Annotated in this window: 13 protein-coding genes; 4 read left to right on the top strand and 9 right to left on the bottom strand. The window is 49.8% G+C overall.

Annotation, left to right across the window (positions count from 1 at the left end; all coding sequences use genetic code 11):
* Nucleotides 1-303: 303 nt before the first annotated feature.
* The 3 genes from HWQ67_RS04515 (at nt 304) to nadA (ending at nt 2,541) form a co-directional block, all read left to right on the top strand.
* The gene (locus HWQ67_RS04515) at nt 304-540 is read left to right on the top strand and encodes a sulfurtransferase TusA family protein (RefSeq protein ID WP_218251455.1); all 237 of its coding nucleotides are present in this window, start codon (nt 304-306) and stop codon (nt 538-540) included.
* 154 nt (nt 541-694) lie between these two features.
* Nucleotides 695-1,558, top strand: a complete 864-nt coding sequence (locus HWQ67_RS04510; RefSeq protein WP_218251454.1) for a lytic transglycosylase domain-containing protein — start codon at nt 695-697, stop codon at nt 1,556-1,558.
* Between the two features lie 2 nt (nt 1,559-1,560).
* Nucleotides 1,561-2,541 (top strand): quinolinate synthase, encoded by a 981-nt coding sequence (gene nadA, locus HWQ67_RS04505; protein ID WP_218251453.1) that lies wholly within the window; start codon nt 1,561-1,563, stop codon nt 2,539-2,541.
* Nucleotides 2,542-2,639: 98 nt separating this feature from the next.
* Here the strand turns inward: nadA and HWQ67_RS04500 are convergent, their stop codons facing one another.
* Nucleotides 2,640-5,183, bottom strand: a complete 2,544-nt coding sequence (locus HWQ67_RS04500) for a dynamin family protein (protein WP_218251452.1) — start codon at nt 5,181-5,183, stop codon at nt 2,640-2,642.
* Nucleotides 5,184-5,538: 355 nt separating this feature from the next.
* On the opposite strand from HWQ67_RS04500, the gene HWQ67_RS04495 reads away from it, so the two are divergent.
* Nucleotides 5,539-5,754 carry a DUF2283 domain-containing protein gene (locus HWQ67_RS04495; RefSeq protein WP_218251451.1) on the top strand — a complete coding sequence of 72 codons (216 nt, stop codon included), beginning with the start codon at nt 5,539-5,541 and terminating at the stop codon, nt 5,752-5,754.
* 111 nt (nt 5,755-5,865) lie between these two features.
* Here the strand turns inward: HWQ67_RS04495 and HWQ67_RS04490 are convergent, their stop codons facing one another.
* From HWQ67_RS04490 to hemW, 8 genes are all read right to left on the bottom strand, one after another.
* Nucleotides 5,866-6,681 carry a hypothetical protein gene (locus HWQ67_RS04490; RefSeq protein WP_218251450.1) on the bottom strand — a complete coding sequence of 272 codons (816 nt, stop codon included), beginning with the start codon at nt 6,679-6,681 and terminating at the stop codon, nt 5,866-5,868.
* A 72-nt stretch (nt 6,682-6,753) separates the two neighbouring features.
* Nucleotides 6,754-6,948 (bottom strand): type II toxin-antitoxin system Phd/YefM family antitoxin, encoded by a 195-nt coding sequence (locus HWQ67_RS04485; RefSeq protein WP_218251449.1) that lies wholly within the window; start codon nt 6,946-6,948, stop codon nt 6,754-6,756.
* A 40-nt stretch (nt 6,949-6,988) separates the two neighbouring features.
* Nucleotides 6,989-7,912, bottom strand: a complete 924-nt coding sequence (locus HWQ67_RS04480; protein ID WP_218251448.1) for a histone deacetylase family protein — start codon at nt 7,910-7,912, stop codon at nt 6,989-6,991.
* A 243-nt stretch (nt 7,913-8,155) separates the two neighbouring features.
* On the bottom strand, nt 8,156-9,301 hold the full coding sequence (locus tag HWQ67_RS04475; RefSeq protein WP_218251447.1) for a hypothetical protein: 1,146 nt from the start codon (nt 9,299-9,301) through the stop codon (nt 8,156-8,158).
* Nucleotides 9,302-9,344: 43 nt separating this feature from the next.
* Nucleotides 9,345-9,761, bottom strand: coding sequence for a nucleoside-diphosphate kinase (gene ndk, locus HWQ67_RS04470; RefSeq protein WP_218251446.1), 417 nt, complete (start codon nt 9,759-9,761; stop codon nt 9,345-9,347).
* 17 nt (nt 9,762-9,778) lie between these two features.
* Nucleotides 9,779-10,708, bottom strand: coding sequence for a malate dehydrogenase (gene mdh / locus HWQ67_RS04465; RefSeq protein WP_218251445.1), 930 nt, complete (start codon nt 10,706-10,708; stop codon nt 9,779-9,781).
* 347 nt (nt 10,709-11,055) lie between these two features.
* Nucleotides 11,056-12,066: a flagellin gene (locus HWQ67_RS04460; RefSeq protein WP_218251444.1), complete on the bottom strand. Its 1,011-nt coding sequence runs from the start codon at nt 12,064-12,066 to the stop codon at nt 11,056-11,058.
* 217 nt (nt 12,067-12,283) lie between these two features.
* Nucleotides 12,284-13,366, bottom strand: coding sequence for a radical SAM family heme chaperone HemW (hemW, locus tag HWQ67_RS04455; protein ID WP_218251443.1), 1,083 nt, complete (start codon nt 13,364-13,366; stop codon nt 12,284-12,286).
* Nucleotides 13,367-13,716: the final 350 nt, after the last annotated feature.

The raw sequence follows: 13,716 nt of genomic DNA, 5'->3' as shown, positions 1-13,716 counted from the left end.
AACTTATGAACATGGTCAGGGGGCTTGATAAGATAGACAGACTCAATGAGTTCAGGGATCGTATCAAGCAATCCGCTTCGGTAGCCCAGTTGAGATTGTACCTGCAGGGCAATGACTGAGTTTACTGTCTGTATTAATTGTCTGCGGATTTGCCTGCGACAGTAGCGTCTTTTCTCTTACGCTCAAAGGCGATAGCCCTGCACGGTTGACATTGCCATGGCCTTTGGTGTTTAATATTATATATACAGAGAACGTAAACAGACCATTGGTCGATAAAAAAATGTTTTCATCAGGAGGTTTTTCATGTCAGATATAAAAGCGGATCAGGTACTGGACACTAAGGGGCTGAACTGCCCGATGCCTGTGTTAAAAACAAAGAAGGCCCTTGACGGGATTGAGTCCGGAAAGGTGCTTGAGGTGATTTCAACCGACCCGGGGTCCAAGTCCGACATCCCCGCGCTGTTGAGCAGGTTGGGGCACGAGTTGCTGGAGACTAAGGAAAGCGGCAACGCTATATCCTTTTTCATCAAGAAGGCATAAAGAATCACTTTAAACTTTCTGTTCCTTCTTGCCGATATATATACAAATTGTTGAAAGGATGGTATTTTCGTATGGATTGTTGCAAACACTATGACAATGACATGAAAAAATCAGGAAACAGGTATTGTATATAGGAAGGATGGGAGTACATACGGTGATTTTTGCAGCAGCCGTGATCTTGGGTATGGCCATGCCTGTTGATGCGGAGATATTCAGGTTTGTGGATGATGAGGGTGTGGTGTACTATACGGATGTCCCGATAAAAGGGGCAAGGGTTAAGTCACGGGCTGATGTACCGGCCCGGCAGTATGTCATGCATCGGCAGGGGGTGAAAAAAGCCGCCGTACAACGTGGGCACGATAAGCCATCCCCTGCAAAGCCAAGTGTTGTTGCCGCCCAAACGGATAAATCAGCCAGGGAGGCATCAGGCGCTGAAGTGCCAATGCCGCGCATAGAGCCACCCTCTATCGCAATGATTGGCCTCGGTGCGGATTATGAAACAATCGTTGACTCGTTATCGAAAAAGCACGGCCTTGACCCTGTGCTTGTTAAGGCCATCATAAAGGCCGAGTCTAACTGGAACAGTGCCGCCGTATCGCCAAAGGGAGCAATGGGCTTGATGCAGTTGATGCCCGGTACGGCAAGCCTGCTGTCGGTTGTCAACCCCTACGACCCCGTTGAAAACATTGACGGAGGGATGAGATATCTGAAGTATCTGTTGTCGCGGTTTAACGGTGATGTCACCTTGGCCGTAGCCGGTTATAATGCCGGCCCTGAGGCGGTGCAACGCTATGGTGGCGTACCACCCTATATGGAGACCAGGCTCTATGTCAACAGGGTCATGAACAGCTACAATGGGGGCAACGTCGGAGGGGGCTATGGTGCTTACAGGCTTTACAATGGCCCCGTTGCGGGCAGTGTTGTCAGCAATATCAGTCGAGTTCTCATGTCTGATGGCACGGTGCTGTATACGAACACGGCGGTGCGTAGTGCCGGGCAGTCAGGCGGAAGGTTTTAGGCATGGCAGGGAATGAGAGATTGAAGGAAGATATCCGGCGCCTTAAGGAGGACAGAAATGCCCTCATCCTTGCCCATAATTATCAGATTGACGACGTGCAGGATATCGCCGACTACACGGGTGATTCCCTGGAGTTATCGCGCAAGGCGGCGGATACGGACTTTGATATCATAGTCTTCTGTGGGGTGAGGTTTATGGCCGAAAGTGCTGCTATCCTCTCACCCGACAAGACCGTCCTGCTTCCGGCCTCCAATGCCTTCTGTCCGATGGCGGAGATGGTCACGGTCAACTCACAGCGTGAAATATACGGAGCCTTTCCCGGATATTCCAATCCGCCGCAGTATGTATATCCCCCGGAGTTTACGCTCGATGACATCAGAAAACAGTACCCCGACACACCGGTAGTTGCCTACGTCAACACCACTGCCGAGGTCAAGGCACACAGCGATATCTGTTGCACGTCGGCCAACGTCGTCAAGGTTATCAACTCGCTCCCCGCAGACAGGGTCATCTGTATACCGGATAAAAACCTGTCCATGTGGGCGGCCAAAAACACCGACAAGGAAGTAATTGCCTGGGATGGCTACTGCCACGTCCATGACAGAATACGACCCGCAGACGTGGAAAAGGCCAGAAGCGAACACCCCAACGCCATGCTCATGGCACACCCCGAATGCAGACTGGACGTTCTGATGTTGGCCGACCACGTTACAAGCACATCAGGGATGCTGCGTTTTGCACAGACCTCCGATGCAAAGGAGTTCATCGTCGGCACGGAGGTGGGGCTTATGTATCGCCTCCGAAAGGAAAACCCCGATAAGACCTTCTACCCCCTGCGTAAGGACATGCTCTGTCCAAATATGAAAAAGACCAACCTACAGAGTGTTTACGACGCCCTGGTCGAAATGAAGAATATCATCAGGGTGGAAGACTATATCCGTCATCCCGCCAGGATCGCACTGGACAGGATGCTCGCCATTTAAGTTCCCTCTCAGAGAAAGAAAGGGGCGGCTCCGCCCCCCTTCAGAACCCCCCGCAAGGGGACCAGTCCCCTTGACCCCTTCTTTTTACCATGCTTTTTTTAAAACAGCTCGGCAAACTGCTCTAACAGTATCTCCTGCGTAAAGGGTTCATCGAGGGGGATGCCCATATTGGTCCACTTTTGCAGACACTCCTCCGGTTGCACGTTTTCGTGGGTCATGGTAGAGACAAGTTCGTAGAAGTAGCTGTACCTGACCTCATAGCTTTCGTATATAAACCACTGGGCATAGGTGGTCTTAAAGACCTTGTTGACCTCGGGTATGGCCTCATCGACCATTATGTGCAGGCGGTCCTTTTGAAAGTGCGCCCCGCCGGGATACGTCAGCAGCAGTTTCTTCTGTTGGCCCTTCATGAGGTCAAAGAACAGGTTGCGTTCGACGATGTCCACCAGGGCCGACCCCACCCTGTGCAGGTCGTCGATCATCGGTTGGATTACGTCGGCACGCTGGAAGAGGTCGTTGGACTTTGCCGCCGACAGCGATGCCTCATCGTTGCCAAGTACGTAGAAGGTCAGCCAGTCGGAGAACTCGCCATCGATCATGTGCGTGGGGATGTCCATGCCTGCCCTGCGCGGGTTTAGGACGTATGGTGGGGTCAGAGTGTGCAAGCGGTGGGCGGCATCCGGTTGAAGCCTCAGCAGGCGGTTCAAAAAGCTAAACTGCGTCTCCGGCGCCGGCGATATCAATATGACGGACTTGTTCCGCTCGGTGGAGTACTGAGACAGCTTCCTGATATAATAGTTGTGAAACAGCGATTCATAGAAACGACTGCACAGTTGCAGAAATAGATTGACAAAGCCCGCCTTTTCCTTTCTGAAATGCGATTTCTTGGTGTAGACCGGGAACTTTTGCTCCATAACGTCAACGTCAAAGAGGTACGAAACCTCCTTCACGCTGCCATGAAGCTCCTTGCTGATAGCAACCAGCAACTTGGACTGTTCGTCGTTGTAGCTGCCGCCCCGCTCAATGCTTGCGATGTCGTCTTCGATGGAGCTTATCTTGTGCTCAATGGGATCCACAAACGAAAACGACATGGTGTTGTCCCACCACTGCAGATGCCCTACCAGGGGCTTGAGAAACATCTCCAGCGATTCCCTGAGGTCCTCTATGAACCGTGACTTGTCTATGTACTCAAAGGAGACCTCCCTGCCCTTGCCCAACAGCGACTCCGTGGAGACGCCGCCGGCCTTGGAGGTTGACATGCGCCGCTTCTGAACGTTTGGCAGGTAGAAGCTCTTTACGCTGCCACTCTGTATGTCCGTGCGTCTGACGTCCAGTCCGACGTCGTCAAAGCACTCCTTGAAGCGTTCCTTGGCATTGTCGAGGTTGTCGAGCATGTTGGCCTTGACGCTCTGCATCTTTTCGCCAATCGCCCTGGCCTTCATGATAAACTCCGTATCGTGCATCGGATTGAAGTCGTAGCGGAACGAGTATACCCGCGACAGCTCGTGTTGGAATTCGTTAAACATCACGTTGGTATCGAGTTTCTGTTTCCAGAGGGAGACCACCTGGTCTTTTGTGTGTTTTATTTTTGCGGCGTATTTTTTGAGTTTATCGAGTTTTTCGGCCTGTTCATCTATGCTGTTCTTTTTGCCGGCCTCCTCCTTGATCGCACTCAACAGGAGGGTTATGAGCGAGTTGACCTCATCAACGACCTTTTTGAGGTTCTTCAGGGTGTACTCAAACTGTAGTTGCTTGGCCACGCTCCTGATGACGAGTACCAGTTCTTCGAAACCCGACTGCTCCCAGGCAGCCTTGTTGTTGTCCTTAAAATATCTGCCGGCCATCGTGGTTTCGACCTGGACTATCGGGGCATCCTTGAGGCGTGAGTATGGACTTATGAGTTTTTCAAACTCCGCCTTGTACTTTTCCAGGAGTTTATCGACCGATTCAACACCGTCCCTGGAGAGGTCTCCCTCCACAACGGCCCCCTTACAGGTCTGGACAAAGACGATCTTCTGGTCGGCATCCATTATCTTGTTGAGTATCTTGCGGTCGGCCTCCTTCATCGGGCTTCTGATCGACGACAGGTAGATGATAAGGTCGGCCTGGGGCAGGAACTCACGCAGGGTCAGGTCCTCGTGTTCCTTGAGGCCGTAGGCGTCAAGACCTGGCGTATCGGCCAACTCTATGTTGTCATCCATCATGAACGTGGGCAGACCCAGCTTGAGGTACTTTACGCCAAACTTGTTGCCGGGGTTTTCGTCTTCGGAGGTATATTTCCAGATGGACTTGTCAAATGCCTCTCTGCCCTTTTTCTTTAACGAGTTGCCGTCCTCAAACATGATCTCCATCTCAGGCTCCCTGGCCTTGGAGCAGAAGACGAGCATGTTGGTTGTGGCCTTGCTCTGTTCCTTGAGTATCTTGGTACCCGCCCCCAGGATCACGTTGAGGACGGAGGACTTACCCGAGCTGGTTATACCAACAAGGCCGCTCTTTACCTTGTGTACGGCAAAGTTATCTATGTTGTGCTGGAGGTTGGATATCCGGTTTTTGAACTGGTCTATCCTCAGGGCCTTGAGGCGTGAGACGATCTTGCTGATTTGAGTCAGAAATTCCTGTATCTTGATATCTTCGTTTTCCAAATTATCTGTCCTTTCAATTACTTATAAAGTTTATGTCAGGGTAGTTGGTTAAATCTTTATGGCGATTTCAATAAGCACTGACGATGGAACTGGCTTCTTCCGTCTTATTATCCATTTTGGCTACCCTTCATAGTCAATAAACTTGCCTTAGTCTTTTTATTATAAGCATGTCACCTATGGATAGTCAAGCTGTGATCATTTATCTGTCATCGTTTCTCAGAGCAGCATTGCCTTGATGAGGCGTCGTCTGGTTAGATCAGACAGTTGAAATCAGGTCAATAGCATTTAAAGATTTTATGAGTTGTTAATCGTTGATACTTGTGATATACTTAAAATTAAAGGAGGGCGAGATAATATGGGTAAAATGACGGTTTATTACCATAAGGAACTCGATACCATGGATATCTGGTTCGGTGATCCTGGTGACGAACATATATGCGAGGAGGTTAGCGATGGCGTTATCCTGAAGAAAAACAGCGGCGGCAAGATCATAGGCATAGAAATGCTCTATGTGAGCAAGACTGCTGCAATAACAGACAACCCTGTCCCACTGGAATTGATCGTTGCTTAATCATGATTTCGATAAGGGTAGTCCTGAACAAGTAGTGATAACCGTATATTTATCACCCTCCCCTCCCCCCTCCCATCAAAGAGAGGGGGGATATTGCAGCGTGGGGTCCTCTTACTGAGCGGAGTTATCGGTGTCGGCCATGGCCTTGAGGCGCATGAGGCCGTCGCTGATTTCGCGCTTGCTGCTTTCGAGCCTCTGAGCCAACATGTCCGCATTTCTGAGTTCGCCTTCAAGCACCATCCGGATAAGCTCTATCTGTTGTGCGTTGGCAGTGGTCAGTGACTGCTCGGTCTCTTTTATTTCGGCTATCTTTTTTTGCATGGCACCCAGTGAGTTTTCGATCTTTACGTCTATAAACGTAATTTTGCTTCCCACATCCCTGATGAGTGAGCTGAGGGCGTCCAGTTGTGCCTTATTGCTCTCCCCCAGGGAACCCTTGATGTCGGACATTGTTTCAGAGATACCCCCCAAGGCCCCCTTGATGTCGGCCATAGTTTCGGAGATAACCCCCAGGGAACCTGCCATCTCCGAAATCGCCTTGTCCTCGGACTGGAGCATACGGCTTTCTAGGTTATCGATGGAGTTCCTGAGTTTTCCGGTGAGGTAGGACAGGCCATCCTTTACGTACTGGGCAAAGGAGTCGAGCTGTTTGGCCATTGTGGTCAGCGTCTGTTTCATGTTGTCCTGCTCGCTTCTGAGGGTGTCGATCTCCTGCAGGTGCTCCTTGAGGCTACTGAGTTTGTCCTGGATGGAGTTGCTCATATCCCTGTTTATGCTGTCGGAGATGATACCGATCTTTGTATCCACCTGTGTCATTGCCGTCCTCATGATGTTGATGACCTGGTCGGAGATTGCATCCGATATGTGCTCGGACAACATTGTAAGGATGTTCTTTGTTACAACGTCTATGTAGTAGTCATTGTTCATACTCTTTACTCCTGCAAAGGGTTATTTTTTTTTAGCAAACCACATAAAAAACTTTTAACCCTCTTATTGTATTTAATCTATTGATTTATCCAGCACGGGCGGGGAGAACAGATACAGAGTTTGCTGAATTGCCTGCCAGTCGTCTTCGGATATCAGGACGCACGCACTGTTTTGGCCGTTTATCTGCACCGGCTGACGGGATGAGGATATGTACTCCAGGAGTCCATCTAACTCGACCTTTGCCTGCATTGACGTATATACTTTCATTATGCACCTCGTTACGTAAAGTATTAAGTATACAATCCGTTTACGGATAATTAAGCAACTCCCTGACGCTGAGTAACACCCCGGTTGAGATGGCGTCAAGATCATAGCCCCCCTCCATTGTGAAGACCACGGGGATGTCTGTCTTGGCACTGAGTATCCCTCTTACGATGTCCCGGATACCGTCGTCGGTGACCATGAAGCCGGCCAGGGGGTCATCCTTGTGGATGTCGTAGCCTGCGGAGACCAGGATGATATCCGGAGAGAAGGCACTGACCTGCTCGTGCAATTTGTCGTGGTAGGCCTCGTGCATCTGCTTGTCGCCTGCGCCGTAGTTCATGGGGATGTTGTAGGTATAGCCCTTGCCCTTGCCTGAGCCGGTCTCCGATGCAGAGCCGGTTCCCGGGTAGTGCGGATACTGGTGCGTACTGAAGTAAAAGACAGTGTCATCGCCATAGAAGGAGTGCTGCGTGCCGTTGCCATGATGTACGTCGAAGTCTATGACAAAGACCCTGGCATAGCCGAGCTTTTGAGCAAACCGTGCCCCGATGGCCACGTTGTTGTAGACGCAGAAGCCCATTCCTCTGTCTGCCTCGGCGTGGTGTCCTGGGGGTCTGACGGCGCAGAACGCCCGCTCTATTTCACCCGCCTTACAGGCCCTGATGGCGGTGATGATGGCCCCGGCTGCGTAGAGGGCGGCTTCGTGGGTGTTTTCGGACATATAGGTGTCGGCATCGAGGTAGCCGTGTCCGAAATTCTTGACCTTTTCGATGTAACGCTTGTCGTGGATCGTCTCGATGTCCTCAAAGGACGCCTTCTCCGGCGACATGGCAATGAGTTGCGGCCATACATCCGACCCACGGAGCTTGGACATGATGGCCACCAGCCGCTCCCTCGACTCCGGATGAAACTCCGGCATCAAGTGCGTCAGGTAGATATCGTCATAAATAAAGGCTGTTTTTTTCATACGGCTTGCTTACGCCCCCCTTTTCTGTTTGGTTTTTCGTGAAATCATTTTTTATTAAATTAAAAAGTGTTTCTAAAGAATCTCAATAGCAGATAATAAGTTCTTCTTTTCTGCAATAGACCCTAATCCTTCATCTATATAAGTCAATACTTTCTTTTTGCTACTATTGTTCTGCAGAAAGAGAGTAACTTTAAGGTTGTTATGTAATTTGGTACAACCTCTTCAAAAAACTCGTTATCATCACTATGAAATTTTTCCACCGAGCTTTTCCATTTCCTCAACCAGAGGCAATAAGTTATAGGAAATATTCCTACTGACTGATGAAAAGTAAAACATCAAATCCGGAAGATCGTCAGATGTAATATTAGACGTCTTTTTGTATTTATTGTCAGTAAATTTAGAGATCAAGAGTATCAAATACTCAAGATATTTCTCTAAGAATTCCCACGGCAGAAGCTCATACAGTTTGCCTGGCTCAGGTATTTCGTTCGTATGAAAATATTCTAATAGTCGTTGAAATATTGCAAACTTCAAGGATACTCCGTCATGCTTGGTAAGTTCTACAATGTTTTTAAGTAAGTCATCATAATTATTGTTTTCACCTGAAAGTATTCCTTCAGTAATCATCACAGCGTTCAAGCCTTTTTCGTCACATTCGATGGGAAAATTAAAGTAATCAATTTCTACAAAATGCTTATCATTACTATCTTGTGGAACCAACCCCAAGGCAGTAGTATCCATATCTTCTATTTTTATTAGGGCATGTTTATATCCGTCCAACTTATCGTCAAAGTAATCTCTGTAGGTTGTTTCATCGTCGCCATATTCTGTTGGGCTCCATGTATTCAAGACAAATGTGTCACTATCTCGAGTCCTGTCAAGATAGCCAACCCTATTTGAGATCACAAATAGCCTTTCCATTTGATCGCCTAACAACACACTTCGCACTGCTCCACCTGTAAGCCACAAATCATAACCATCCCGGTGCAGCGCGTTCATAATCGAGAAGGTATCAACTCCTTCTACTTTTTTTTCCAACGCTGTTCTTAGTTTTTTTCGATACGTATCATCTAACATATAGAGCTTATCTATTTTCTCTTCAACCCTCTTGCCTAAAAACTCAAGGTTATATCTGCGATAATCAGCAACTTTAGTCTCAACATTTAGAAAAGGTTTTGCGAGGTTATCATATACATATTTATCATCAGGAAATTGCTCTTTGACATTTTTATACCTTAGTCTACGTTCCGGTTTCTTTGAATAGAAGCCTTGAATGCACCTCCTGACTCCATCCTGATCGACATAGCAGTCTCCGGCAACGGGAGGGCACCCGGTTGCCGAAGCCGTGCGTTCGGTTATACGATGGCTTAAATCAACTTCTGAGAACATATGCCCTGCCGTGTATTTACTGCCCTACCGTCCCTGCCGGCTATTACCGGACTAGTTCCAGGGCCGAAAAAAAGTACGGTATCTCAAACGCCGCCGAGGCAGCCGAGTCGGAACCGTGGACGACGTTTCGTTCGATGTCGGTGGCAAAGTCTGCACGAATCGTCCCTGGCGCTGCATCTTTGTAGTTGGTGGCGCCCATGATCGCCCTGACCTTGTCTATCACACCCTCACCCTCCAAGACCATCACGACAACCGGTCCCTCTGACATGAAAGTCGTAAGGCTGCCATAAAACGGCCTTTCCTTGTGTACTATGTAAAACCCCTCTGCCTCCTGCTTTGACAGGTTCAACATCTTTAGGGCCACGACCCTGAAGCCGCCCTTTTCAAACCGGCTGATTACCTCGCCGATCACGTTCTTTTTAACGCCATCGGGCTTGACAATGGACAACGTCCTTTCCATTTAAACTCCTTCCGTGCTTATTTTAAGCCGAGCTTCTGCAACAACCCCCTGACCGCGTCAACGGAGCGCTGAAAGTCGGCCTTTTCCTGCTGATTGAGGTCAAGTTCTATGATCCTCTCCACCCCATCCTTGCCCAAGACCGCAGGCACTCCGGCAAAGACACCGTCAACGCCATACTGCCCACTCAGGAGACAGGCCACCGGCAACACCTGCTTTTCGTCAAAGAGTATCGCCCGTACCATCTGAACCGTTGATGCCGCCGGTGCATAGTACGCGCTGCCACTCTTAAGGAGCGATACCACCTCCGCACCACCGTTTCTGGTACGCTCGACCAACCCCTTGATGACATCCTCTGACAGCAGATGTGTGATTGACACACCCTTGACGGTTGTAAACCTGGGCATCGGCACCATCTGGTCGCCGTGTCCGCCCAACGTCAGGGCCTCTACGGCCTCTGGGGATACGTTCAACTGCCATGCCACAAACGTCCTGAAACGTGCGGAGTCCAGTATCCCCCCCATGCCCATGACCCTCTCTTTGGGCAGGGCGCTTGTTTGCCAGGTCAGTTGCGCCATCACGTCCATGGGGTTGGTGACCACGATGACAACGCTGTTGGGGCAGTACCTTGCAACCTCCGTGCTTACGCCGCGCAATATGTTGGCGTTTGTGGTTAAGAGGTCGTCACGTGACATGCCCGGTTTTCGTGCAATGCCGGCGGTTATTACGACAATATCGCTGCCCTGGATATCAGCCATGTGGTTTGTTCCTGTTATCGAGACGCAGGAGCGATACAACGGACAGGCCTCCGACAGATCAAGCGCCTTCCCCTGCGGCATTCCTTCAACTACGTCATAAAGGACAACGTCGGCCACCGCCTCATACGCCAACAACTGCGCCGTGGAGGCGCCCACGTGTCCTGCTCCGATTATAGCTACTTTCTTTTTCATGCCACTATTGTACAACAAGCGGATTGCTATTGTAAAGGCAACGACAGGCGACAGCAGGGTATAGGAAACTCGTGGATGCATTGGGAAAAGAAATGGGCGGTTTGTGGCGGGGGTGCTCTACCCACTACACCCCCCTAAGAAGAAAAGACAAAGAAGGGGGCGGCGCTGCCCCCCTTCAGATCCCCTGCAAGGGGAGGGGCGAGCCGCAATCTTGTCGCAGCGGGGGGCGAGCCGCCCCTGGCTCAATTGTCGCACCCGCCCCGGCCAGAAAGAAGTCCCCTTGACCCCATAATATCTTGTTCACAGTGCAATCTTTCTATATGTATACCTGCACTATTACAAATAAACTACCTCAACAGGGCAAGTATGTTCTGCTGCTGACTATTGGCCTGTGCCAAGACCGAAATACCAGACTGTTGTAGTATCATGCCCTTTGTCATATTGGACGTCTCTAATGCGAAGTCTGCATCCAGGATTCGGCTACGTGCGGAATATGTTGTCTCCAGAACATTGTCGAGATTTCGTACTATAGCCTCCATCTGATTAGCCTTTGCACCAAGCTGCGCCTTCTCCGACAAGACAGTATTTATTGCGCCATCTACTATGGCGATTGCGTTAGACGCCCGCGACGACCAACCCGCCGCATTGGTAGAATCTGCAACGTAGAGTGAAGCAATGCCGGAATAGGTTATATTAGCTCTTGCCGTGTAACTCCATGTTACGGGTTGGCCATTACTGGATACAAAGGAGTTATCGCCTACCTGATCTACACCAACGGTAGTGGCACTGTGTATGTCCCTTAAGTACGCCATAGCACCATTCTTACCTGTAGATGTAAATATTCTGCCGCCAAGGGCATCGGTATGCATCGAACCAATAATGACGTTTATGCCTGAATCACTGGCAGCATAACTTACATGCAACCTGGTGTTAAACATACCGGCCAATAGCCTCTTGTCATTGAATTTTGTCTGTTCTGATATCCTGCCGATTTCCTCAACCAAGGCGTTAACCTCGTTCTGCATGTAGGATACATCCGTAACACCGTACTGACCGCTCATGGCCTGGACGGCAAGCTCCCTGATCCTCTGCAGGTTGTTGGTTATCTCATCCATTGCACCCTCTGCCGTCTGGGCAATAGAGATACCATCGCTAGCGTTTCTCACCGAAACCGTCAGACCGCGTGTCTGCGTCGTCATCCTTGTTGAAATTGCCAATCCTGCTGCATCGTCCTTTGCCGAGTTGATCCTGAATCCAGACGATAACCTCTGCATAGCCTCAGTTAAGATCGGCTGCGTCTTTCTCAGATTCCTCTGAGCATTTAGCGACATCACGTTTGTTTGAATTACAAATGCCATATTGCACCTCCATTATCATTTTACAGCCATTTTAAAGTAAACCGGTACTGGAGTTGCAATTTTAATGCCAATGCGTAAATATGATGTCTGTGTTGTTACGCCTGCCAAGATAATATCCTCCTAAGTTATATCTACTTATGATAATTAACAAGGGGGTTAGCATGGAATAAGGTGAAAAATTTTTACAGTGCCAGGAAAAATTTTCTTTCTGCGGCAATCATCCCAAGTCAGCAATTACCTGCGCTATTACCCGATTACTCAGGAGCATCCCCCTGTGCGTAAGGCGTAAAATGCCGTCATTGAAGTTCACCAGTCCCTGCCCCTGCAGTTCATCAATAATGGGGTTCATGACGGCCCTCACCCCCTCGATAGTCCTCAGTCCCAGGAGTATAGTCTCCTGTTGTGCAAGCGGGGGCGTTATTTCAATCACCCCCTCAACCGGCAACGTACCGCCGGAGATGGCCCTGATGTAATCGTTGACACTGGCGATGTTTGAAAACCTCCTGCCACCTGCGTATGAGTGTGCCCCTGCCCCTACGCCAACGTATCCACCGGCACGCCAGTAGTTGAGGTTGTGGAGGCATTGATACCCGGGACGGGCATAATTGGATATTTCGTAGTGTATGTATCCGTTTGCGGTGAGATAACCGGCGGTAAGGTCAAACATCTCAATGCCCACATCCTCAGGGGGCAGGGTCAAGCCTGCACTGGCAAGTGGCACGGAGGGTTCAAGCGTCAACTCGTAGGCCGATACGTGTGAGGGGGCACAGGCTACAGTCTCAACCAACGTCGAATGCCAACTGTCAGTACTCTGACCGGGGACGGCGTAGATCAGGTCTACAGAGTAGTTGCTGAAGACCTTGGCCACGGTCTCAATTGCCCTCCTGGCCTGGTTACCGTCATGCAGTCTGCCCAGCGTCTTGAGTATGGCGTCGTCAAAGGACTGCACACCGACACTCAGGCGGTTTATACCAGCGTCTTTTAGCAGGGCGAGCTTTTGCGGGTCAATGGTCAGGGGGTTGGCCTCGGTGGTGATTTCGGCGTCGGTGGTCAGTTCAAAGTGTTCCCGGATAAACGCCACCAGTCCTGCCAAGCATTCACCCTCCAGGGCCGTGGGCGTACCACCCCCTATGAAGATACTTCTCAGCGGGCCAAGCTCACTCCGTCTCAGGAGCAGCTCCACCTTTAATGCCTCAACGTACTGCCCTGCCACGCCGGTGTCCAGGACAATCGAGTAGAAGTCACAGTAGCCGCATTTCCTCAGACAAAACGGAATGTGTATGTATAACGCCGTCTCCATATGGTTTATCGAATAATAATGCTACCAGAGATATTTCTAAATCTCTTGCGTATCCTCCTTAAAAAGCATGGTAAGATGGGGTCACGGGGGCTGGCCCCCTTGCAGGGGAGGTCTGAGGAGGGGGCGGAGCCGCCCTCCTTCTTTCTTTTACCATGCAATATAAAGAGGATACATATTAAGAGATGTCGTGGTGTTATTTTGATAACAAAAGTTGAAAACTTAGTTTATGCGTAGGCTCTATATATACTCGAGTTTTCGAAAAACAGGCAAACAGCATGGTATCAATTTTGCTAACCATTTTTGCCTGTTTTTTTATGCAATCTCACGCAACTCCTTCTGCTTTTCACGCT

Source organism: Candidatus Magnetobacterium casense, assembly GCF_019173545.1.
GTDB lineage: Bacteria > Nitrospirota > Thermodesulfovibrionia > Thermodesulfovibrionales > Magnetobacteriaceae > Magnetobacterium > Magnetobacterium cryptolimnobacter.
This window is presented reverse-complemented; position numbering and strand designations above follow the sequence as displayed.

Coding starts and splice junctions, on each gene's coding strand:
- HWQ67_RS04485 (WP_218251449.1), bottom strand. CDS start 6,948: ATGAAAGTATATACGTCAATGCAGGCAAAGGTCGAGTTAGATGGACTC.
- nadA (WP_218251453.1), top strand. CDS start 1,561: ATGGCAGGGAATGAGAGATTGAAGGAAGATATCCGGCGCCTTAAGGAG.
- hemW (WP_218251443.1), bottom strand. CDS start 13,366: ATGGAGACGGCGTTATACATACACATTCCGTTTTGTCTGAGGAAATGC.
- mdh (WP_218251445.1), bottom strand. CDS start 10,708: ATGAAAAAGAAAGTAGCTATAATCGGAGCAGGACACGTGGGCGCCTCC.
- HWQ67_RS04460 (WP_218251444.1), bottom strand. CDS start 12,066: ATGGCATTTGTAATTCAAACAAACGTGATGTCGCTAAATGCTCAGAGG.
- HWQ67_RS04515 (WP_218251455.1), top strand. CDS start 304: ATGTCAGATATAAAAGCGGATCAGGTACTGGACACTAAGGGGCTGAAC.
- HWQ67_RS04490 (WP_218251450.1), bottom strand. CDS start 6,681: ATGAACAATGACTACTACATAGACGTTGTAACAAAGAACATCCTTACA.
- HWQ67_RS04475 (WP_218251447.1), bottom strand. CDS start 9,301: ATGTTCTCAGAAGTTGATTTAAGCCATCGTATAACCGAACGCACGGCT.
- ndk (WP_218251446.1), bottom strand. CDS start 9,761: ATGGAAAGGACGTTGTCCATTGTCAAGCCCGATGGCGTTAAAAAGAAC.
- HWQ67_RS04480 (WP_218251448.1), bottom strand. CDS start 7,912: ATGAAAAAAACAGCCTTTATTTATGACGATATCTACCTGACGCACTTG.
- HWQ67_RS04495 (WP_218251451.1), top strand. CDS start 5,539: ATGGGTAAAATGACGGTTTATTACCATAAGGAACTCGATACCATGGAT.